21 protein-coding genes are annotated in these 21,531 nt (G+C 35.0%); 4 read left to right on the forward strand and 17 right to left on the reverse strand.

The annotated features are described in order from the left end of the window. Positions 1–407: 407 nt before the first annotated feature. Positions 408–623 carry a hypothetical protein gene (locus B5488_RS07605; protein ID WP_079734719.1) on the reverse strand — a complete coding sequence of 72 codons (216 nt, stop codon included), beginning with the start codon at positions 621–623 and terminating at the stop codon, positions 408–410. Positions 624–1,044: 421 nt separating this feature from the next. Between B5488_RS07605 and B5488_RS07610 the strand changes: the two genes are divergently transcribed. Beyond that, on the forward strand, positions 1,045–2,058 hold the full coding sequence (locus tag B5488_RS07610) for a lipoate--protein ligase (protein WP_079734720.1): 1,014 nt from the start codon (positions 1,045–1,047) through the stop codon (positions 2,056–2,058). A gap of 84 nt (positions 2,059–2,142) precedes the next feature. Then, positions 2,143–2,487 carry a cupin domain-containing protein gene (locus B5488_RS07615; RefSeq protein ID WP_079734721.1) on the forward strand — a complete coding sequence of 115 codons (345 nt, stop codon included), beginning with the start codon at positions 2,143–2,145 and terminating at the stop codon, positions 2,485–2,487. Positions 2,488–2,605: 118 nt separating this feature from the next. Here the strand turns inward: B5488_RS07615 and B5488_RS07620 are convergent, their stop codons facing one another. From B5488_RS07620 to B5488_RS07675, 12 genes are all read right to left on the reverse strand, one after another. Next, a complete protein-coding gene (locus B5488_RS07620; RefSeq protein WP_079734722.1) occupies positions 2,606–3,037 on the reverse strand; it encodes a hypothetical protein in 432 nt (143 codons plus the stop codon). An 86-nt stretch (positions 3,038–3,123) separates the two neighbouring features. Beyond that, positions 3,124–4,299 (reverse strand): zinc-dependent alcohol dehydrogenase, encoded by a 1,176-nt coding sequence (locus B5488_RS07625; RefSeq protein WP_079734723.1) that lies wholly within the window; start codon positions 4,297–4,299, stop codon positions 3,124–3,126. 69 nt (positions 4,300–4,368) lie between these two features. Next, positions 4,369–5,877, reverse strand: coding sequence for an FAD-dependent oxidoreductase (locus B5488_RS07630; RefSeq protein ID WP_079734724.1), 1,509 nt, complete (start codon positions 5,875–5,877; stop codon positions 4,369–4,371). A 530-nt stretch (positions 5,878–6,407) separates the two neighbouring features. Continuing rightward, a complete protein-coding gene (locus tag B5488_RS07635; RefSeq protein ID WP_079734725.1) occupies positions 6,408–6,593 on the reverse strand; it encodes a hypothetical protein in 186 nt (61 codons plus the stop codon). Between the two features lie 216 nt (positions 6,594–6,809). Continuing rightward, on the reverse strand, positions 6,810–7,187 hold the full coding sequence (locus B5488_RS07640) for a PH domain-containing protein (protein WP_079734726.1): 378 nt from the start codon (positions 7,185–7,187) through the stop codon (positions 6,810–6,812). A gap of 44 nt (positions 7,188–7,231) precedes the next feature. Next, positions 7,232–7,801 carry a pentapeptide repeat-containing protein gene (locus tag B5488_RS07645; protein WP_079734727.1) on the reverse strand — a complete coding sequence of 190 codons (570 nt, stop codon included), beginning with the start codon at positions 7,799–7,801 and terminating at the stop codon, positions 7,232–7,234. Positions 7,802–7,939: 138 nt separating this feature from the next. After that, positions 7,940–8,638 (reverse strand): TVP38/TMEM64 family protein, encoded by a 699-nt coding sequence (locus B5488_RS07650; RefSeq protein WP_079734728.1) that lies wholly within the window; start codon positions 8,636–8,638, stop codon positions 7,940–7,942. Between the two features lie 4 nt (positions 8,639–8,642). Further along, positions 8,643–9,500 carry an SdiA-regulated domain-containing protein gene (locus B5488_RS07655; RefSeq protein WP_170065280.1) on the reverse strand — a complete coding sequence of 286 codons (858 nt, stop codon included), beginning with the start codon at positions 9,498–9,500 and terminating at the stop codon, positions 8,643–8,645. A 17-nt stretch (positions 9,501–9,517) separates the two neighbouring features. Continuing rightward, positions 9,518–9,961 carry a PepSY-like domain-containing protein gene (locus tag B5488_RS07660; protein WP_079734730.1) on the reverse strand — a complete coding sequence of 148 codons (444 nt, stop codon included), beginning with the start codon at positions 9,959–9,961 and terminating at the stop codon, positions 9,518–9,520. Between the two features lie 78 nt (positions 9,962–10,039). Further along, on the reverse strand, positions 10,040–11,326 hold the full coding sequence (locus B5488_RS07665) for a sensor histidine kinase (RefSeq protein ID WP_079734731.1): 1,287 nt from the start codon (positions 11,324–11,326) through the stop codon (positions 10,040–10,042). After that, positions 11,323–12,000, reverse strand: a complete 678-nt coding sequence (locus B5488_RS07670) for a response regulator transcription factor (protein ID WP_079734732.1) — start codon at positions 11,998–12,000, stop codon at positions 11,323–11,325. Before B5488_RS07670 ends, B5488_RS07665 begins: the two co-directional genes overlap by 4 nt. A gap of 65 nt (positions 12,001–12,065) precedes the next feature. Further along, positions 12,066–13,265 carry a porin gene (locus B5488_RS07675; protein WP_079734733.1) on the reverse strand — a complete coding sequence of 400 codons (1,200 nt, stop codon included), beginning with the start codon at positions 13,263–13,265 and terminating at the stop codon, positions 12,066–12,068. A gap of 280 nt (positions 13,266–13,545) precedes the next feature. Here B5488_RS07675 and B5488_RS07680 point away from each other — a divergent pair, with 280 nt between their 5' ends. After that, positions 13,546–13,977 carry a PepSY-like domain-containing protein gene (locus B5488_RS07680; protein ID WP_079734734.1) on the forward strand — a complete coding sequence of 144 codons (432 nt, stop codon included), beginning with the start codon at positions 13,546–13,548 and terminating at the stop codon, positions 13,975–13,977. A gap of 306 nt (positions 13,978–14,283) precedes the next feature. Beyond that, the gene (locus B5488_RS07685) at positions 14,284–16,101 is read left to right on the forward strand and encodes a hypothetical protein (RefSeq protein ID WP_079734735.1); all 1,818 of its coding nucleotides are present in this window, start codon (positions 14,284–14,286) and stop codon (positions 16,099–16,101) included. A gap of 187 nt (positions 16,102–16,288) precedes the next feature. On the opposite strand, the gene B5488_RS07690 is transcribed toward B5488_RS07685, so the two are convergent. From B5488_RS07690 to B5488_RS07705, 4 genes are all read right to left on the reverse strand, one after another. Beyond that, on the reverse strand, positions 16,289–18,457 hold the full coding sequence (locus B5488_RS07690) for a TonB-dependent receptor (RefSeq protein ID WP_079734736.1): 2,169 nt from the start codon (positions 18,455–18,457) through the stop codon (positions 16,289–16,291). A 29-nt stretch (positions 18,458–18,486) separates the two neighbouring features. Then, positions 18,487–18,813, reverse strand: a complete 327-nt coding sequence (locus B5488_RS07695) for a DUF6660 family protein (RefSeq protein ID WP_079734737.1) — start codon at positions 18,811–18,813, stop codon at positions 18,487–18,489. Between the two features lie 127 nt (positions 18,814–18,940). After that, positions 18,941–19,636 carry a potassium channel family protein gene (locus B5488_RS07700; protein ID WP_079734738.1) on the reverse strand — a complete coding sequence of 232 codons (696 nt, stop codon included), beginning with the start codon at positions 19,634–19,636 and terminating at the stop codon, positions 18,941–18,943. A gap of 11 nt (positions 19,637–19,647) precedes the next feature. After that, a complete protein-coding gene (locus tag B5488_RS07705) occupies positions 19,648–21,435 on the reverse strand; it encodes a TrkH family potassium uptake protein (protein WP_079734739.1) in 1,788 nt (595 codons plus the stop codon). Between the last annotated feature and the right edge of the window lie 96 nt (positions 21,436–21,531).

Consider the following 21,531-nt stretch of genomic DNA (forward strand, 5'->3'; position numbering starts at 1 on the left):
CATTTAAAACCACCAAAATCTATAAAATTATTGTACAACTTTAACGCAAAGTAATAAAAATCATTAATTTATTAACCTTAAAACTAAATATATTTATTAAAATTTACCTTTAAAAGCATCTATTACCGCAAAAACAAGGAGCTTTTTTAGAGTATTTAGAGGAAGGTTTTAAAAGTACACAGGATAATAATACAAAAAGTAGGAGAGAATTAAAGATGACGAATTTTCTCTTGAGACCTTGCATTCCATTTTTTTTAATAACAATCAAAAACCCCGAAATCCTAAGATTACGGGGTTTTTTGATTTTAAATGACAAAAATGATTGAAAGTGAAATCTATTCGGCAGGATTAAATTCTTGAATAGATATTACACCCATCAATACTTTTCTATCACGTACGGAAAGCTATTAATCAACTTTAAGATCTGGAATCTCTTTCATTTTTCCATTCTCAGATTTTCCTAAAACAATCACTTCTTTGCTTTCTTTATACTCTTCAATAGCGAGAAGTAACTGCTCTTTGGTATCTCTTCGAATTTTAATCCCGCTTCGTTGGTTCTTATTCCTGACTTCAATATAATAGCCATCTCTCAAATCTTTCGCTTTTGTGGAAGGTCTGCCCATAATCAATTTTTAAATATAAAATAGTAAATAATTCTCGTTAATACTTCTTTTTGTTTCCAAAAGTTGGTAAGATAATTAATTTTTACTGAATCGTTCACTACAGGAGTCTGAAAACTATTTTAACCTCATCAAAAGACTCTTTATTACTGGAAATTTAATAGTATACAATTTTCTTATAGTTCTATATCAATTAATGGCGGGAAGCTCTCAAATAATATTATCTATATATTTCATCTCTTAATTATCGAGTAACTTTAGGTTTTAAATATGATTTCAATCATTATACATCCTTAATTATAACTGTTACTTTGTAGTCTTACAGCATTCTCACAATGAGCCTGGATAAAAATTGAAATTAGAAATAAGCACCAAAAATGTTTTTAATTTAAAGATAGCATTTTTGGCAATTAAAAAATGAAAAATGGTTTTTATTGACAACGAAGGAATTAACGATCCCAGAATAAATCTCGCACTAGAGGAATATGCACTGCGGAATTTTAATCCCGAAAAAGATTATTTGCTCTTTTATATAAATGAACCTTCAATAATTATTGGCCGAAACCAGAACACTCTTGAGGAAATTAATTTTGATTATGTAGAAGAAAAGGGACTTCACGTGGTGAGAAGAGTATCTGGCGGGGGCGCCGTATATCACGATTTTGGGAATCTAAACTTTAGCTTTATCACGAAGCACGATGTAAAAAGCTTAAACAACTTTGCGAAATTTACCGAACCGGTGATAAAAATTCTGAAAAAAATGGGAGTTCCAGCAGAATTAAAAGGACGGAATGATGTGTTGGCAAACGACAAAAAAATTTCGGGAAATGCACAGTTTTCTACGGGAAAAAGAATGTTACACCACGGCACCTTACTTCTGGACTGTGATTTGGAAGAGGTGGTAAAAGCCTTGAATGTGAAAATGACCAAAATTCAATCTAAGGGTCACAAATCCAGCCGTAGCCGGGTGGCAAATATCAGTGAATTTCTTACAGAAAAAATAAATATCGAAGATTTTAGAGCTTTAATTCTTAAGGGATTATATCACGAAAATGAAGATTTTGAAACCTATCACCTCTCAGAGGAAGAATGGAAAGCGGTACACGCACTAAAAGATGAAAAGTATGGAACCTGGGAATGGAACTTCGGCAAATCGCCTAAATTCAATATTCAGCGTAGTAAACGTTTTTCAGTAGGCGAAATTGATCTTAGAATTTTCGTAGAAAAAGGGGAAATAATTAATTTTAAGATCTATGGAGATTTCTTCGGAAAAGAACCGGTACAGCAACTGGAGGCTCTATTACTGGGAGCAAGATATGACAGGAAGGAAATCACTAAATTAATGGAACCAATAATAATAGAAGATTATTTTGGTGCGCTGCCAAAAACTGATTTTTTAGAACTCATTTATGGAAACGATGAAGTTGAAACTTCATAAAGAAGAGTAAACTACCTCAGCGCATTAAATCTCGATTATTGAGTAAATTTTAAATTGAATAAAATAATTTTAAAAGTATTAAAAATGAAAAAAGCATCCCTAACCGAAGATCTTGAATATAACGAGAAATCACCCGCGGTAAAAGTATTATTTGAGACAGAAGTAAGCAAAGAAATAAGAATGGCCTTTAAAACGGGACAGGGCCTTAAAGAACATAAAACTCCCTTCCCTATCGTGGTAGAAATATTTGAAGGAACCATAGATTTTGGGGTTAATGGAGAAAAACAGGCTTTGAAAAAAGGAGATTTGATAGCACTGGAAGGAAATGTGCCACACGACCTAAAAGCCAGGGAAAATAGTATTGTTCGGCTTAGCCTTACCAAAGCAGATACTACACAACGCGTAGAGAATGTAGCAAAGAATTCTTAATAACTGGATTTCAGTTTTATTAAAGAGAGGAAACCCCGAAATTTTATATGCTGAAATGATGAAAAATAATTACAGAGAATTCATAAAAATTCTTTGTGATTATTTGATTCATTTTCAATTACCTGCGATGCCATCTTTTAGAAAACCACCAAATGGCTGCATGTATAAAGGCAGTCATTCCGCAAATAAGTAAAATATTCCTAAGTAACATAAAAGTGACATTTCCTCTAAAGGAATTACCAAGTGCCCACAATTCAAGTTCTGCTCCTCGATTTACATACACGCCTAAAATGATAAAAGCGGTAATAGCAATAAGATAATCTATTATAAAAAGTATATGATTAGCATATTTCCATCGAACATAAATAGCGGGACCCGTGATTAAGAGCCATCCTACCCATATACTAATTTGAAAATTTTGAATCGCCTGTTGCGCAGCTTTCGCCGTTGTTGTTGCTGAAAAAGCTTGTTCGAGTCTAAATAAGAAAAAAGCAATTATACAAAAACCCAGTACTGCAATACCCCAGTTTATTACATTTTTAAAAGCCATAGATTCAAGTTCTCCATAAATATAAAAAAATCAGGCGTTCCGGCCGCAAAATAGCTCCGAAAGAGACCTGATAAAAAGATGATTAATTAAGGTGTAAGAACAACCTTTACACAATTATCTTCTTTCTTCTTAAAAAGGTCGTAAGCTTTAGGAGCCTCATCCAGCTTCATCCTGTGGGTAATTATAAAACCAGGATCAATAAGTCCTTCGTCAATTTTATCCAGTAGAGGTTTAAGATAACGCTGAACATGGGTTTGTCCCATTTTAAAAGTGAGGGCTTTATTCATTGCTGCACCAAATGGAATCTCATTAACCATCCCTATATATACCCCGGGAATTGAAACTGTTCCTGCTTTTTTACAACTCATCATTATTTGTTGTAGCACATATGGTCTGGACATAGGCAATTGAAGAACTTCTTTAGTTTTATCTACAGCTTTTCCAATAAAAGTGTCCCCGTGGGCCTCTGCGCCTACTGCATCTATACAGGAATCAGGGCCTTTTCCATTGGTCATTTCCATGAGTTTTTCATACACATCATCACGGTCGGTTGTTCTAATAAGCTCAACCCTGGAATGCTGCTTTGCCATATCCAGTCTTTCTTTAACTGAATCTATAGCGATAACCCTTTCGGCACCCAGCATAAACGCACTTTGAATGGCAAACTGCCCAACAGGACCGCAACCCCAAATAGCTACTGTATCTCCTCTTTTTATATCGGCATTTTCGGCTGCCATATATCCTGTAGGGAAAATATCAGATAGAAATAGTGACTGGTCATCACTTAAGGTAGACGGAACTTTAATAGGTCCTACATCGGCATAAGGAACTCTCACGTATTCGGCCTGCCCGCCATCAAAACCGCCAAGCATATGGGAATATCCAAAAATTCCTGAAATAGAATGTCCTAAATTTGCCTTTGCTTTTTCTGGATTTGGGTTGGAATTATCACACAAACTGTAAAGAGTATCATCGCAATATTCACAATTTCCACAGGCTATTGTAAATGGTACCACTACCCTATCTCCTACTTTAAATTTTTTCACTTCCCGGCCGGCTTCTACAACTTCGCCCATAAATTCATGACCTAAGATATCCCCCTTTTCCATGGTGGGAACTATTCCATCTACAATATGAAGATCTGAACCACAAATTGCAGTCGAAGTTATTTTAAGGATTACATCTGTAGGTTCCTTGATTTTAGGATCGGGGACATTGTCTATTCTAACGTCGTTTCTTCCATGCCAAACTAATGCTTTCATAATTTTAAGTTTTTGTGGGTTATTATTTACATTCTATTAATTTTTAAAAGCTTCAGGGCTAATTTTTTATTATTGCTTGTTATTTATCCTGGGGAGGGCATCCATTGCAGGACCCTCAATTACTTCACCCGATGGGGTAAACCTGCTACCGTGGCAAGGACAATCCCAGGATTTTTCTAAATCATTCCAATGAATTACGCATCCCAAATGGGTGCAACTGGCCGATACTATTTCGTACTTGTTATTTTCATCGCGGGAAATGCCAAATTTTTTACCTTCAATTTCCACTACTCTACCTTCTCCTGCATTTAGTTTTTCAACTTCTTCTGTAGAACTACCCAGAATATGATCTTTAAAAAATTCTTTCGCAACATTCAGGTTTTCCTGGATAAAAGACTTTGAGGATTTTCCAGGATTAACCCGCAACGGATTAAAAATATCCTCGTATTCATTATCCTGATCGGTAATTAAATCTGTAATAATTTTTCCGGCAAGGCTGCCGTAAATTAAACCGTCGGTTGAAAATCCGGTGGCTATAAATTCATTTTTATGTATATTTTTTCTCCCAATAGATGGTAAAAGGTCTGCAGGCTTATAATTTTGTCCACCCCAAAAATGTGTGATTTCTTCCACAGGAAATTTTTCCTTTAAAAACTTTACCAGGGAATCCATTAATTCAGTATTATTTTCTGATTGCCCTACTTTATAAGATTTCCCAACCGCCATTACGTAAGATTTACCATTCCGTGTATAAGAGCGAAAAGAGTATTTTTCTTTGCCCTTATATTCCCAGAAAATTCCCTGCGGATAATTATCGTCCGTCAGAGTTGCAGCAATGGCATATTCCCGGTATGGACCCAGGGTCGTATCAAACTTAAGGTCTACGCCCTTAGAACTATGCGTAGCGTGTACCAAATACTTACTTGAAACACTAGCCTTGGCAGTTTTTAAATTATAACTGCCATCTTCCAATTCTTCAATTTTCTCAACTTTAGAATCCTGAAAGATTTGACACTCTTTTGAATTGATACTGTTTGCTAATTGATTAACGTACAAAAAAGGATTAAACTGTGCCTGACCGGGATATTTGAGGATTTTTGTTGCCTCAAAGGAAAAATTATCTTCTGCGACAGCTTCATGCAAAACTCCCAGTTTTAAAGATGCTGAAATTTCCTTTTCAATTTTTTGCGCATTATCATCAGAAAAAAGAAACATTGACTGCCGGGTAAAATCGCAATCCAGCTCTTCTTCCTGAATAATATTTTCTATAATTTCCAAAGCTGAAGCCCTGGCTTTCAACACTTTTTTAGTAGTCTCTTTATTATATTTAGAATCCAGCGAAGACAGTAACTCGGCTATTATTAGATAAAGGTTTCCCGTACTATGCCCGGTTGTTCCCATTCCAATTTTTCCTGCATCAAGAACCGCTACTTTTAAACCGGCCTTTTTAAGAAAATAAGCGGTAGAAATACCAGTAATTCCACCACCAATTATACTTACATCTACTTGAAGATTATCTTCCAGAACCGGAAATTCATAAGCCGTTTCAAAGGAATTCCAAATGGTATTTGAAATCATAGTTTTAAAAGTTTTAGAGTTAAATCCCAGACTGGTAATAAGCTTTCACTAGTTTATTTTACAAGCTGTAAAACCTCGAATTGGGTAGCTAAACAAGGCTTCTTTATAAAATTAGGAAGGCGAAGGAAGATTTTATACTAATTTCTGGTAAAACCTTTGTTAATAATCCCAGGGCAGTAGTTAAGCATTGAAACAGGCTTCAAAACCAGTAATAATTAAGCTTGTGTGATTATTTCAACCAAGCCAAATGTTAAACGGAAACCCGAAATTTAATTATTCCTATTAATTTTTCCTTATAAAGAAAATTGCCGGGAGGTTTTGTTATTTATAACTTATCCAGGATTATTGATTATTCAAACAACATGAAGTTTAGAGTTGTTTGAAAAAAACCGCTGAAATTTCTATTTAAAAAATATGGTGATTCCTGACTACCTCAGGCTAAGCAGCTATTCCTGGAAGATATAATTTGATTTCCAGGCAAGCTCCGGAACATTTAAATCTCAATTATCGAGTAAAGATTTGATAATAATTTATTTTTTATTGTTGTTTTCCTCTTCTTCATCGTTTTCAGGTTTGGATGAAAATTCCGGGTTAAAATCTTCTTTTTTTGCTTTTGTATTATCGGTCTTGGAGTCACGATTAGCATGTCTCTTTCGCCAAAAAAATACAAGGATAAAAAGAACAATAAAAAATAGAATATACCAGATGGTAATCATAATATCTTGTGTTTGATTATTATAAAAGTATCAATAGATATATGCACCGCGATGTAATCTATAATAAACTTTAGTTAATCTTTAATACTCCACCAAAAGGTTCTATACAGAATTTGATTTACCATTTTACCTAAACTTAGGTTTTCTATGAATTCTACGGATCCACTTTTTATCCTCTTTTAAACTATATCCTGTAATTTATCTGGCTGGGATTTCCTAAATAACCTTCTCAGCAAGATATCGCTGTACCGCATAAATATCTATGCTTTTATTAAAGCGTTTGCTTACGCTTGGAGTATTTTCACTGGAAATCCAGATTTTTAATTCGGCGTCTAAATCAAAGGTTCCGGCAGTTTCAAGAGAAAATCTAGATATATGCCGGTATGGAAGCGATAAATATTCCTGCTTTTTCCCGGTAAGTCCTTGAATATCTATTAAGATGAGCCGTTTATTAGTAAACATAAAAATATCGCGCAACAAAGAAAATCCGAGTTCTATATCTTCGGTTTCGGTCAATAATCGGCCATATTTTTTATCTAATTCTTCTTTAGAAATACTGGCTGCATTGCCTATTAATTTATTCAATAAACTCATAACTATCTTCTTTTAAAACTAAGTTTCATAAACTTAGTAATTCGTTAGTGTTCAATTTTAATTTGATATTTATTCAATAAACCACTGACCTGCGAAAGGTGAAATTTAGCACCTTTTAATTTATTATTTTCAGGATCTATATTATAATTTTGAGCGCTGCTGAAATCGGCTTTGGTAAGATTTGTATTTTGAAAAACAGCACCAGAGAGATCAGAATTTAGAAATTTTGAATGAGATAAATCGGCGCCAGAAAAATCTACTTCCTGTAGTTTCGAATTTTTAAAAACGGTTTTATTCAGTTTCATTCCAAAAAAGGAAGAGTGGTTTAAAATACACTCATTCACAGAAATAGAGAAAGCGAAAGTTTCACAATTATTAAAAAGCAATCCCATCATTTTACAGGCCTTAAAATTGCAATTTTGAAATGAGGTATGGTCAAGATTTATATTACTCAGGTCGCATTCTTCAAATTCACAATCTGTAAATAGAACCCCTTTTAGATTTCCCGTAGAGAAATTACAGTTTATAAATTGGCAGGATTCATAGCCGTTAGCGAAAGTATAATTTAAAAGATTTTTACTTTTAAAAACCTGCTCTTCAATTTGATTTTCCATAGGTTAAAAATACATCTTTTAAATTTCCAGAAGCTGTACTTTTAGTTTTTTAATTTCTTAAAATATACGCCGGGAATGAGCTATCGCTCACCTTATGGACATTCTATAAAATTAAAAGCTCCTAAGTTCGGTAATTTTTCACCGCTTCTTTTTATCCCAGTAGACATATAAAATAAATAGTGCTAAACTAACCAAAGAGCCCCATAATAAGCCGCTTTTTAGTTGTTGGGTACTATCCCCAATTAAGGCTATAAAAATTGTAAGTGGTGCTATACCCAATAAGGTGGCGCCAATAAATTTCCAGTAACCAATTTTTAGAATTCCGCCTACAAAACTAATAGCATCATTACTTAAAAACGGATTGATCCTGGTCACAATCACAGCCCAAAAACCATAATCTTCTAAAAAATCACTTATCTTATTTTCAGTCTTCGGTCCCAGTAATTTTTGAACGATTACCGGACCAAAATAACGGCCTATAAAATATCCTACTGAAGAAGCGCAAAATATTGCAACAAAAACTATTAAGCTGCCAACCACCGGGCCATAAGCCAGAATTGAGACAATCATTAATGCTACTGACGGAATCACTAAAAGAAACATTTGTGCAATCATGGCTAAAATAAGCACCAATGGCCCTAACCACCCAAACTTAGAAACCCAGGCTTTTATTTTTTGGTTGTCGTTGCTGGTTAATACCTGCCAGGCTTCATTAAAAAACTCGTTCATCCCAGGAATAAAAAAGTAACCGCCTACAAGAACAAGAATTACGATTAATGAAAACAATAAGGGAGCTTTACTTTTTTTTACGCTGGTATTCTCTTCTAATTCTTTCATAAATCTATTTAAAAATCACTTCCAGGATGTTTGCTTTTCCGCCTTTTCCTTCATTAGAAATAAACAGCCTGCCATTCTCACTAAAAGTAAGACCTTCAGCCTGTGCAAAATCATCCTTGTTTAAAGCATAGCGCTTTATTAATTTCATTTCTCTATCGGCAATAATTAGTTGAGGAGCCCTGCCGTCCAGGATATAAAAATTGTCATTTTCGGGGTGTATGGAGAGTGCAGAAGGTTGCAGTTTTTTATTGAGTTTGGTGTTTCTATCATTTAGCAACCTGTCTTCCATAATTAAACGATATAACGGCTTTTTCTGTAATTCTTTATCGGTTAGAGAAAACTGATAAATTCCTTTATAATTATCATCTTTTGGTTCCTTATCTTTTATGGCCAGCAGTAAACGCTTATTATTTTTATCCCAGGCCAGGCTCTCCAGGTTTTGTTTTTCGGTTAAAAAATTACTGTAGGTTTTGGTTTTTGAATTGCCCGACAAAAAATCCTGAACTTCAAAAATTTCGCCGTCACTTCTTAGAATATAGGCGGTTTTCCCTACAATGCGGATATCTTCGTAATCACCCGAACCTGCGAATTCTATACTTTTCTCTATTTTTGAAGTTTCAAGGTTGAAAATAAAAATGATGCCATCTTCATCCTGAATGCAAGCCACTTTATTATCGCCTAACCAATCTATTCCTGAAACTTCATCAAGTTCTTTAGGCAACTCCCATTCATTAATTATCTCGTAGGCTACAGGTTGATCCTGAAGTATATCTTTGGTTACAAATTCGTTATAACCAAAGAGTATTAAGCCGGCAAGGCTTAATACGCCCAATACAATTAGCGTTACTATTTTATTCACCATTTTCATTTTTTTTTATATTACCAGGTGGTAATTTCAGTGGTAACCTCTCCTGTTTCTTCAAAAATAACATTAGCATCGGTAGGTTCTTCCTCAAACTCTACCTGGTAATAAGTGTTTTCTGAAATTTTAAGCAACTCAACTTCATCAATTTTTGTTTTATCATAATCGGTGGTGATTGTAGTTTTTACTGCTGCGGGAAGATCATCATAAACCATATCATACTTATACTTTATAAGGCTTCCTTCTGTATTTAATACAGCCTCATAATCTACATTCTCAAGAGCGAATTCGGCTTCAAAGAATTCAGCTTTTTTCTCCCATTCTACTCCTGTAGCATTAGGAAATTCTTCTGTAAACCCATTTAATACTACTGACGGAATATCAGAATTTCGCAAATCATCATCTTCACAAGCGGTAAATCCCATTGCAATTGCCAGGATTAAAAAAATTGACTTTTTCATCTTTATTATTTTGAATTTTAAACAAAGTTGAAGTACAATACTGGAAGAAATCTGGAATATTTGGAGGAGAAATTTTATTTAGGAAATAAATAACAACTTAGCGAGGAAATTAAGTTGAAAAGTGTGTTTTTGTTCGTATTGGTAAGTTAATTGTATTTCGCATTTTTCAGCAATGGTTTTTGCTATGGCCAGGCCTATCCCCGTAGAAGTTTTAGAAGGAGAATTCTTTTGAAACCGGGAAAATACATTTTCAGGATCTAAAGCTCCGTTTCTGGCAATATTACTTATTGTAAAGTTTTTTGCTGAAATTATTATTCCTATTTCACTATTTTTTTGCCCGTGAACAATAGCATTTTTAAGCAAATTAGAAAGTAAAATTCCTGCCAGGCCTTTATTCATTTTATATTTTAAATCTGAAGTACGCTCTATGCTAATTTTCATTTCTTTATGACTGGCCAGGTCTTCAAAATTATTTTTTAATTCAGAAATTAAATCATTAAAATCTACTATCTCTTCATCTGGAAATTGCTGATTTTCAATTTTAGAAAGTAAAAGCAGAGCGTTATTCATTCGGGTTAAACCTTCCAAATTATTTAAAACGGAAGCGATTAACTCAATTTGCTCATTATTCAGGTCTTCCTTTTCTACTAATAGTTCTAATTTATTGATGCTAATAGCCAAAGGAGTTTGTAATTCGTGCGCGGCATTTTCTATAAATTGTTTCTGACTATTGTAACTGGAAATTGATTTTCCCAACATTTGCTCTACCCGGCTATTTAGCAAATTAAATTCTTCAATATTTGAAGGAGCTGTCTCTATCTTTTGGTCTATACCCAGCCTAAAATCTTTAAGTTGTTGCAACAAAGTATAAAATGGGTTCCATATTTTCTTCAGAATTAAATTATTGAGTAAAACAATACTCAAAATCAAACCTACATAAAGAAGAATAAGAGAAAACAGCAAATCTTCAATAAGGTCGTCTTCTTCGACCATAGAAGTAATAATTTTCAGCTTATAAAATTCATCGTCTTTTTTAAATACGGTTTCCAGCAGCCTTACCGGTTCATACTCATCTTCATTTTGCATATACATAAGCGTATCGCGATAAAAATCTTTGAAGCTTACGGCATTATTTTTATCTATAGGCCTAATGGTGTAACTACCATCTTTAAATTCTGAACGTTGCAGCACTTCAGGGTTTTCCTTTGCCCGGTTAATCACCAACATTTTTTGGTTGTCCAGGCCATCGTCCAGGCTGTCATAAATTTCATCCAGCATTTCCAGATAAAAAATCACCGCCCAAATCCCCAAAAGAACTAGCAATATCGCTGCAAAATAACTGGTGGTATAATTTAATAATTTCATTGGGTAATTAATTTATAGCCAATGCCATATACCGCCTTAATTTCAATTTCGGCCCCGGCGCTTTTTAGCTTTTTTCGAAGATTTTTAATCTGGGAATAAATAAATTCAAAACTATCGGCCTGGTCTATATGATCGCCCCAAACATGCTCTGCCAAAGCCGACTTATTCACCAGCCTGTTTTGGTTTGAAAAAAAGAACAATAATATCTCGTATTCCTTTCGGTTTAAATTTAAGGGTTTATCATCTATACTCGCTTCGTGTTCATCCAGGTCTATACTAAGGTTGCCAATCTTAATTGTGTTATTCCCGTTAAACTGGCGTCTTCGCAATACAGCTTTTACACGAGCGTTTAGCTCTGCCATATGAAAAGGCTTCGCAAGATAATCATCGGCGCCCAAATTAAGTCCCGCTAGCCTATCGTCTAACGAATTTCTTGCTGAAACAATAATAACCCCGTCTTCTATCTTTTTTTGTTTCAATTCTTCTAAAAGCTGGAATCCACTCCCATCTTTTAAATTAATATCCAGTAAAATGCAGTCGTAGCTATAAACCCCTATTTTATCACGTGCCTCAGTCAAGCTGGTTGCCGTTTCTACCACGAAATTTTCCCTTATTAGAAAATCCTTCATGTTTTGCAACATATCCTGTTCGTCTTCGATAATTAGAATTTTCATGGCAATAGTTTTAAAACACTCAAAAATTCACACCAGGCAGAGTTTCCTTCTTTCTTTCTCTAAAATTATAAATGGAAATCTACCTGAAGCCTATACATAAGATTATTCCAATCTGGATCTGGGCTATCCCTAAAACTTAAATCGGTTTGTACTTTTAATTTGTGTTTAGATAAGTATTTAGAAATACCGAAAGTATATTGTTTTTCATTAGGAAACAGCGACCCCAAAATATCTTCCTGTACCTGGGTAAACCTTCCCACAACCTCTATATTGTTATCAAATAAATATCCACCTTGCAGGTTAATTGAATTTCCAACATTTACAATAGCACCGGTAGGCGTTCCATCTTCTTCTACAGCGATGGGATTTTCGGCATCCCGGTGAGCAAATTCCCCAAGCACTGATACTCCTTTGTATTTAAACATAAAATCTGCAAAAAATGTAGTGATATCGGTAGAATAAAAACCATTTTCGGTAAACATATAACCGCCCATATTAGAGCGGGTTTTTACTGCATCATTATTATAATCATAAGTCACTCCCATGGCTAATTTGGGAGTCTCATACCTTTCTAAAGAAGCCTCACGATAATCCTGAAATTCTCCAAAAGGTAAAGCTTCTAAGCGCCCGGTATATTGAAAACCGCCAAGATTTCCGGTAACTACATTTCTTCCTTCTCCCTGTGAAAAAGCGAAAATTTCTTTTATTACAAATTGGTTTCCTAAATTGATTTTATGGTGCAGTTGCACCCCAAGATCCCTATCTATATTAAATCTACTATTCAATAAAGATCTATCTACAAATTGAAGATCTCCAGAAGAAACTACCCGCTCCCTATTCCCAGGTAATTTTGCCTGCCCGACCCATAAGATGAAATTTTCATAGAAATTCCACTTCAAAACCGCATCAAGAACATAGCGCGGAGCATTATTAGTAAATACGGAAGCTCCCGAAATATCGCGATTAGACAACCCTAACTCCAGTTTATATTCTAATTTGGGAGAATACGCAAATCCACTAAATTTTAGCCTGGCACGCCGAATAAGAATATTTGAACTTTCAGATTCAAATCCTTCAAATTCAGAATCCCGCCATTCGCTAACAAATAAAGATTGAAATCTCGCACCAAACTTCAAGCTAAAAGAACTATCTCTTGCTACCGTGTTAATTATGCCATTACCAAAACTATTTTCAGTTATATCCTGGGCTTGAGTGTTACTAAAAAATAAAAGTAGACTTAGAATAAGTAAATGTTGAATCTTCATGAAAATTTTTTATCTGCTTATGGAAATCTTATTAATTGCAAGAATAACATATAAGTTTCAAATCTGACACTTTTTTTACAATTCTCCCAAAAAATACAAATATGAAAATCAAAACTGGAAGAAAATGGGAAATGGAAACCAAATTTAATGAGAACTCATTTTATTAGTAATCCCTATTTACAGAGAAAAATTTAGGAGATTTTTAGGATTTTTGGACTGTAAATTCCAAATTCTTTCCAGTTTTGAAAGTTTACTTCGCACCGAATAAAAAACAACTATTATGAAAAAAGTAATTTTATCAGGAATTTTCGCATTGTGCTCTATTGGAATCTTTGCACAAACAAATACTAACAATTTACCATCTACAGCCCAGGACTATATTCAGCAGAATTTTTCTTCGGCTAATGTAAAAGAGGTAAAAGAAAACAGTAAATGGCAAATTTGGGAAGATGAAAAATTTGAAGTAATCCTCTCCAACGGTCTTGAACTGGATTTGGACGAAAATGGAAATATCATCGAAATTGAAAGCCAGAATGATACGGTAATACCAATGTCTGCCCTGCCCTCTAAAATCGTTTCTTATATAGAAGAAAATTATACTGATGCACAGGTAATTGGATGGGAAAAACAGAAAAAGGAGCAGGAAATAGAACTGGCTGACGGTACAGAACTGGAGTTTGATGGCGAAGCTAACTTTAGAAAAATAGACTAAGTTATTTCTGAATCAGATTTTTAAGTAAGTATCTTAATACAAAATGCCCCCATTAGTTTTAGCTTTTGGGGGCTTTTTTATATGAAATATTTTCCATAAAATTTCTTCTCTACCACTACTGAATCCAAAAAAGTAGCTTTTACATTAACTCTTCTCTTAGCTCAGTTTAAATTTCGAAATATGACCCGTGTCATATTTTAGCAGCTTTCAACTTCTTTCCTTTACAAATTGGAATTTTAATTCCTCATTTTAAACAAGCCCGGTAACGCTGCAAATTCTTGCAGTGCCGGTAATAATTCTTAGAATATGACCAAAACGAACCAAATACACAGTTTTCATATCCCGGTAATGGGAACAGCTTTTACAATAGACAGTCCTTTGCGGGTCGCTAAATATGGAATATCTTCGGTCATCTCCATTATTGACGATGAACTTATTGAGAAAATGAATGCTTTTTACAGTAAGAAATTCGATTTGCCTTATAAGGAGATTCCCAAGAAAAGTCCCGATTCCCGCGCAGAAAGGATCACCTCTTATTTAGATCTTGTAAACAATATTGTTCAGGATAAGTTTGAGAATTTTAAAAAGGAGCTCACAGAAAGTAAAACAGCTTTAGAAAATTACCTTTCCATACTACCCAATCATTCTGAAATCAAACAGGGTTTTCAAAATTTGCTGAATACCGGTGTAGAGACGAAAGAAAAATTAAGCAATTATATTGAAAATCATCTAAGCCCAGGAAGCATAGATGTAAATATTATGGCGAAAATTGATAAGGACAATTTCGTTAAAAACGAGCAACTGCCTGTAGAATTCAATGATGCCCATGCCGCATTACGCGGATTCGCAAATTCAAAACTATCTTCTTCTATTGTACTTTCAGCGGGATTAAACCCAAGGCTTTATAGCTATTTTGAAAATTTCAAAGATTTCTTTCCTGACGCAAATGGAAATCTTAAAAAGAAAATTATTCTGAAAGTAAGCGATTTTAGATCGGCTTCAATCCAGGGAAATTACCTGGCAAAAAAAGGATTATGGGTTTCAGAATATCGAATTGAATCTGGGCTAAACTGCGGCGGCCACGCTTTTGCTACCGACGGTCACCTGCTGGGGCCGATTCTGGAAGAATTTAATGAGAAAAAAGATCAGCTTATTCAATCGGCTCACGAATTAATGAGCAAAGCCTTAAACCAGAAAGAAATACCGGTTCCGCAACAACCTCTTGATCTTAAAATCACGGTACAGGGCGGTGTAGGCACTGCTGAAGAGCATAACTTTTTACTGGATCACTACAAGGTATCATCTGTAGGTTGGGGAACTCCATTTTTACTGGTGCCTGAAGCTACTTCGGTTGATATTGAAACGCGTAGATTATTGGTGAAAGCGAAAGAAAAAGATCTTTATTTAAGTCATATCTCGCCTTTAGGCATCCCTTTTAATACCGTTAGAGGAACCACCAACGAACAACTGAAAGACAAGCGAATTTCTAATAATAAAAGTGGAAGTTCCTGCCCTAAAAAATTCCTGGCTCTAAGTAAAGAATATGACGAAAAAGGAATTTGTTCTGCCTCTAAAAAATTTCAGGATATAAAACTTAAAGAACTGGAAGAACAAAAAGACAATTTCTCCCAGGAGGTATTAGATAAAAAGAAAAACAAAATTACCGAAAAAGCCTGTTTATGTGTTGGCCTGGGAAATGCCTCTTTTCTTGAAAACGACATTAGAATAAAGGGGCAGGCCCAGGGGGTTGCTATTTGTCCGGGACCAAATATGGCTTACTTTTCTAAAGTAGTTTCTCTTTCAAAAATGGTACAACATATCTACGGAAAATTTTCTGTGATGGAAATGCCTAACCGTCCCAATATGTTTCTAAAAGAATTAAAAATATACCTGGATTATTTTAAAAATGAAATTGAAGAATTTATGGAGGAACCTTCTGCAAAACAGAAGAAAAAATTAGAGAAATTTAAGCTTAATCTTTTAGACGGAATCTCCTATTACCAGGACTTATTCACCAATAAAACCACTATTTTTCAAAATGGCAGAAATAAGCTACTTGATGAACTGGAAGAACTAAAAAATTCACTAACCGCTATAAATATTGAACCTAAAGTTTCTGTTTAGAACTTTTTCAATCAAAATATTTTTGACTTGTATTTAAGGTGCTGTCTGAAAAGATTTTTAAGTCGTCATTCTGAAATTTATTTCAGAATCTAAGATGTTATTAATCATAGAAATAAAACAATACTTATGCTTCGGCAATTTGACGAAATTATATCTTTTCAGACAGTTTCTTTTATTAAACCTTTATTTAAAAAAACAATTTTATCCCTCCATTTACTACAAAACCATCTACAGGGGCATAAATATCTCTGAATTGTGGATCGGATATTGAACCGGTGTATATAGAGTCGAACCGTGTTTGACGAGTATCGGTGAAGTTTTCGAAATTCAGGAAAATCGAAAAATCTTCCCATAATTTTTCCATCATTAGACCAAAAATCCAGTATTCCTGTCCGGTGGCGCCGTCGCCTAATTGCTGCGGACTAAAATAATAGCCTTCTAATCCAATTTTAAGCTTTTCGTGTAACTCATACATGAGCACATTATTTAAGCGATGTTTTGATACCAGTGGCATTTCGAAAGTATTTCCGTTTTCAGTACGATCTACATCGGCATAAGTATAACCGGTAAATAATTTAAAATCTTTATAACCAAATTTTAAATTCGCTTCAATTCCTCTACTTTCAATAAATCCATTAGGTTGCAGGTATTCAAAAACGCCTTCTGATGTATTCTCAAGAATTATGGGATTATCAATTTTGGTGTAAAAGAAAAGCGTATTACTTGTAAATTCTATGGTTTCAAAAAGTTCGGTTCGGTAATTAATATCAAAATTTCCTCCTATAGAATTTTCAGCTTCGGTAGTACTCACATCTATCGGTATTACATTTCTAAACTGAAGTCGCTCGGCATCTTCTGTAAAAACCGAAGGCGTTTTATAGCCCATTCCGCCGCCAATTCGGGTAGTAATAGCATCAGAAATTGTGAACATCGCTGAAATTCTTGGCAAAACAAACCATCCATATTCATTTTGATAATCGGTTCTAAGCCCTGTTTCCAGCTGAAACCAGTTGTTGGCCCTCCAATTATTTTGAACAAAAGCCCCGTAGGTAAGATGCTCATAATCTACCACGGGAGCATCAGTTAAAACATCCTGCTCAAAACGATCTACCCATAAATTCAGGCCTCCAATCCATTCCATATCATCGGTACCTAAAACTACAGAAGCTTCATTATACGAGGCAAATTGATTACCTGCAAAAACATAATCGCCAGTTTGAATTTCACGGTCAAAAAAGCTGAAACTATTCTTGAGGTTAAGCCGATTATCCTCACTCCAGGAATGTTCAAAACCCGATTGCAAAGTGGTTCTATTTGTATTATTTCTCTCAAAATAAGGATCTTCTACATCCTCTCCTTCCAGGTAAGCTATATTACCACCGGTGCGTTCTTCAGCCGTCGTATTCACGCCTACATCCAATTTTGTATTTTCGGTGAATTCGTAAAAAACCCTGGGATTAATAGTATAACGATTAAACTCAGGAATTGCTGTTAAACCAATATCTGCAGGGTCATATGGTGAACCAATATTATAGGATGCAAAAATGGTAGTGCTCAGTTTTCCATAGGTATCAGAATAAAATCCGCTAAGATCGAGTCCTAATGCTGAAGTTGCATTTAGCATAAAATTGAGTTCTCTTTCTTCGCCAGGGGTTTTAGAAATAAGATTTACCAAACCCGCGATAGCTCCACCGCCGTAAAGCGTGGAAGAAGAACCTTTAATTACCTCAACCTGTTGCAAATCTAAAGGCACAATTTGCAGTAAACTGAGTCCGCCGGAAAATCCTGAATAAAGCGGGTATCCATCTTTTAGGAGCTGTGTATATTTCCCATCCAGTCCCTGAATTCTAATGCTCGAATTACCGGATATAGCCGAAGTTTGCTGGGTTTGAATTCCGGTGGTTTCGTTAAGCAACATCCTGATATCACCGGGTTTCATATTCCCTTTTTCAGTAAGTTCTTCGCCAGAAATTACTTCTACTCGAGTTGGCAAATCGGCAATACTGCGCCGGGAGCGGGTAGACTGAATAATAACTTCTTGCATTTCTTCCCCGCCGGGTTCAAGGAAAATCTCCAGAGTATCTTTTGTGCTCCTGGGGAAATCTAGTGTGATTTCTTTTGTAGTAAAACCTACAAAACTAAAAACGATTGTTTGGGGGCCATTTGGGATTTTTTTTAAAGTTACTTCCCCATCTATATTTGCAGTAGCTCCAATTTCAGTCCCGGAAACTACGGCGTTGGCCCCAAGTAAAGGTGTATTATCTTCGGCATTTTTTATTACCGTCTCGAGGGAATTTTGTCCCACAGCGTGAAAAGCGATAAGGAAGATCGCAAGTTTAAATAAGAGTTTAATCATTGTAAAAATTTAGGTTATTAATTCTGTTTTCAAGAAATAATAACCTCTTGGGGCGGTTGCCAAACCCTATCAGAATATTCAGCTTCAACACTTTTAAAAGTGAGTCCGAATAAATTTGTAAATGGTACGGGTTGAGGGTCAAGGACTGTCACTACTTCATCTGTATTTGGAATAAAACCAATACAACTTCCGCAGCTTATAAAAGGAGAGCATAAGCCACAGTCATTTTCCTTCTGGTTTTCTTCATTTTCCGAAATTTTCAATTCGGAAGCTGATTCGCAATTATCTTCAATACAGCAGGGGTTTGCAGAGATAAGCAAACAAAAAATTCCTAAAAGAACGGCCAGAAGTTTCATAGCTCAAAAGTAACAAATTCCTTAAAAGAAAGATAAGCTTTGGTTAGTAAACTACCTTTCGAGGCATCCCGAAATGTCGGTGCGGAGCATCAAATTGCGATTATCAAGTAAAATCTAACTGTCGTGCTTAGGATTTTCTGATCTCTTTTAAAAGCTTTTTGATATCCTGATTATTTCCGTATAACACCATGATATCTCCATAATGTAATTCGGTTTTTGCGGTAGCCACCCCCTGAACACTAGACAAGGTTTTTGCAGAACCGATTTCGTTTTTCCCTTCAGTATATTTAATTGTAGTAAGCACTATAATATTATACTTCTTCTTTAAACCAATTTCATCCAGGGTTTTTCCATCAAATTCCTTAGGGATTTCACTTTCAACTATACTGTATTCCCCTGTAACTTCAAAGGAATCTACCACTCCTTCCAGGTTTAATTTTTTCGACCATCGCTCTGCGGTTTCCTCTTCAGGATGAATTATTTCCTCTACGTCCATCGCTTCTAAAACCATTTGTTGTAAAGGTGATACAGCCCGACTAATTAACCGTTTTACCTTTAGTTGTTTCATTAAGGCTGTAGCCATAATATTTGCTCCTTTATCTTCGCCAATTCCAATTATTACAATGTCAGTATCTTCAAGGGGTAAATTGTTTACTGCATTAAAATCGGTAGCATCAAGGCTTATTGCGTGGGTGATTTTTTCTTTTATAGCTTCAACTTTACCAAGATTACTGTCTACACCAATAACTTCGTTTCCCATAGAGGTTAATTTTTCTGCAAGGGAGGCTCCAAAGTTTCCTAATCCTATGATAATATATTTCATTCTAAAGTGTTTTAGTTGATTAAAATTTCTTCTGAAGGATAGCGATAATTAAGATGTTTAATATTTCGTAGAATGGCTATAAGCAGGGTTAACATACTAACCCGGCCAATAAACATTGTAGCAATAATTATTAATTTAGAAGTAGAACTTAAGCCGGCTGTAATTCCCATACTTAAGCCCACTGTACTGTAGGCCGAAAAAGCTTCAAAAGTAATTGCGATAATATTTTTATCCTGTTCAAGAAATGCTATTAGAAATATAGCCAGGCCAATAACTATAAGAGATAAACTAATAATGCCGAAGGCTCTTCTTATAGAGATGTTAGAAACCTCTCTTTTATAAACCTCAATCCTGTCTTTTCCTTTCGCCAGACTCAAAAAATTAAGTGTTGCCAGGGCAAAAGTACTGGTCTTAATTCCACCACCGGTTGAAGCTGGTGAGGCACCAATCCACATTAAAAGAAATACAAGCATTAAAGTAGAGAAATGCAATGCCGAGGTATCTACAGAATTAAAACCAGCAGTCCTGGGTGTTGCGGCTCCAAAAAAAGCGGTAACAATTTTACCAAATTCGCTATGCCCGCTTAGTGTATTATTATATTCAAAAATATAAAAGAAGACTGTACCGGTTAAAAGCAAAATAAGGGTTGTGGTTAATACAATTCGGGAATTAAGATTTAAAACCCAGGGCATGTAAGTCGCGCGATGCGGATCTTTTATTTTTTGTAATTTACGTAAAGTATAATATCTCACATATTTATAGAGATTCAACAAAATTGGAAAACCAATACCTCCCAGAATAAATAAGGCAGCAATAATTAGATGTAAGGGATAATTAAAACGAAAGCCAGGCTCATACAGGCTGTTTTCCAGCGTAGAGAAACCGGCATTGCAGAATCCTGAAATACTATGAAAAATGGAGAAAAATATACGATCTGGTACAGAATTAATTATTGCACTATCTAAATTGAAATAAATAAAAAGGGCCCCTACCGCCTCTATTGAAAAGGTTAAAAGCAATATCTTTTTTAAGACCACGAAAACTTCGCCTATTTTTTCGGAATTACTGATATCCTTTAGCATAAGTTGATTGGCATAAGAGCTATTGCCTCTAAAGAAATAGCTAAAATAACTGGCAAAGGTCATAATCCCCAGCCCTCCCAATTGAATTAAAACCATAATAACGCTTTGTCCAAAAGTGGTAAAATAACTTCCGGTATCTACAACGATTAGACCTGTAACACAAACTGCACTGGTGGCGGTAAAAAGTGCATCAATAAGGCCAATCCCGGCATGGGTTGCTTTGGGAAGAAGAAGGAAAAAAGTACCTAAGAAAATTATGAGAAGAAAACTGGCAACAAATAATTGGGCAGGATTTAAATAATCTCTCTTAAAATTTACTTTAAAAGAAGATATTTCACGTATAAAAAAAAGAAAAAGCCCAAGATAGACCCAACCCATTTGATTGAAAAACTTTAAGAAGCCAAGATTTGCAACAATAAAATCTATTCTTAAAAGAAGAAGAATCCCAAACGAAACAGCGAGTAGCCAATCGAATAGCCTTACTTTTTTTGGGGTTTGCGGTCGCGGTAAAAAACTACGAACTAATACAATTAGAAAGCCCAGGCTTATAATCCCATAATAGAGGTTTTTTAGAAAATTTCTTTCACTCTCAATATGAGTAAAACCTAAATCAAAAATGAGAAGACATACACCGAAGATGCTTAAAATTGCAGCAATTTTACTTAATCTTCTCTCACGGTATATTTCGGATATAATATTCTTGAAAAATGACAACATTTCTCCCTTATTATAAAATACCCTGGCGGCTACAGTAATCGAATGCGACCACTATAATCACTACTAAAATAGCTATTACAATAGCCGGCCATTTTA

This window comes from Salegentibacter salegens, from assembly GCF_900142975.1.
GTDB classification, from domain to species: domain Bacteria; phylum Bacteroidota; class Bacteroidia; order Flavobacteriales; family Flavobacteriaceae; genus Salegentibacter; species Salegentibacter salegens.

Bases quoted from the DNA above. Each gene is read 5' to 3' on its own strand.
- B5488_RS07605 (WP_079734719.1), bottom strand. From the start codon at position 623: ATGGGCAGACCTTCCACAAAAGCGAAAGATTTGAGAGATGGCTATTAT.
- B5488_RS07610 (WP_079734720.1), top strand. From the start codon at position 1,045: ATGGTTTTTATTGACAACGAAGGAATTAACGATCCCAGAATAAATCTC.
- B5488_RS07615 (WP_079734721.1), top strand. From the start codon at position 2,143: ATGAAAAAAGCATCCCTAACCGAAGATCTTGAATATAACGAGAAATCA.
- B5488_RS07620 (WP_079734722.1), bottom strand. From the start codon at position 3,037: ATGGCTTTTAAAAATGTAATAAACTGGGGTATTGCAGTACTGGGTTTT.
- B5488_RS07625 (WP_079734723.1), bottom strand. From the start codon at position 4,299: ATGAAAGCATTAGTTTGGCATGGAAGAAACGACGTTAGAATAGACAAT.
- B5488_RS07630 (WP_079734724.1), bottom strand. From the start codon at position 5,877: ATGATTTCAAATACCATTTGGAATTCCTTTGAAACGGCTTATGAATTT.
- B5488_RS07635 (WP_079734725.1), bottom strand. From the start codon at position 6,593: ATGATTACCATCTGGTATATTCTATTTTTTATTGTTCTTTTTATCCTT.
- B5488_RS07640 (WP_079734726.1), bottom strand. From the start codon at position 7,187: ATGAGTTTATTGAATAAATTAATAGGCAATGCAGCCAGTATTTCTAAA.
- B5488_RS07645 (WP_079734727.1), bottom strand. From the start codon at position 7,801: ATGGAAAATCAAATTGAAGAGCAGGTTTTTAAAAGTAAAAATCTTTTA.
- B5488_RS07650 (WP_079734728.1), bottom strand. From the start codon at position 8,638: ATGAAAGAATTAGAAGAGAATACCAGCGTAAAAAAAAGTAAAGCTCCC.
- B5488_RS07655 (WP_170065280.1), bottom strand. From the start codon at position 9,500: ATGGTGAATAAAATAGTAACGCTAATTGTATTGGGCGTATTAAGCCTT.
- B5488_RS07660 (WP_079734730.1), bottom strand. From the start codon at position 9,961: ATGAAAAAGTCAATTTTTTTAATCCTGGCAATTGCAATGGGATTTACC.
- B5488_RS07665 (WP_079734731.1), bottom strand. From the start codon at position 11,326: ATGAAATTATTAAATTATACCACCAGTTATTTTGCAGCGATATTGCTA.
- B5488_RS07670 (WP_079734732.1), bottom strand. From the start codon at position 12,000: ATGAAAATTCTAATTATCGAAGACGAACAGGATATGTTGCAAAACATG.
- B5488_RS07675 (WP_079734733.1), bottom strand. From the start codon at position 13,265: ATGAAGATTCAACATTTACTTATTCTAAGTCTACTTTTATTTTTTAGT.
- B5488_RS07680 (WP_079734734.1), top strand. From the start codon at position 13,546: ATGAAAAAAGTAATTTTATCAGGAATTTTCGCATTGTGCTCTATTGGA.
- B5488_RS07685 (WP_079734735.1), top strand. From the start codon at position 14,284: ATGACCAAAACGAACCAAATACACAGTTTTCATATCCCGGTAATGGGA.
- B5488_RS07690 (WP_079734736.1), bottom strand. From the start codon at position 18,457: ATGATTAAACTCTTATTTAAACTTGCGATCTTCCTTATCGCTTTTCAC.
- B5488_RS07695 (WP_079734737.1), bottom strand. From the start codon at position 18,813: ATGAAACTTCTGGCCGTTCTTTTAGGAATTTTTTGTTTGCTTATCTCT.
- B5488_RS07700 (WP_079734738.1), bottom strand. From the start codon at position 19,636: ATGAAATATATTATCATAGGATTAGGAAACTTTGGAGCCTCCCTTGCA.
- B5488_RS07705 (WP_079734739.1), bottom strand. From the start codon at position 21,435: ATGTTGTCATTTTTCAAGAATATTATATCCGAAATATACCGTGAGAGA.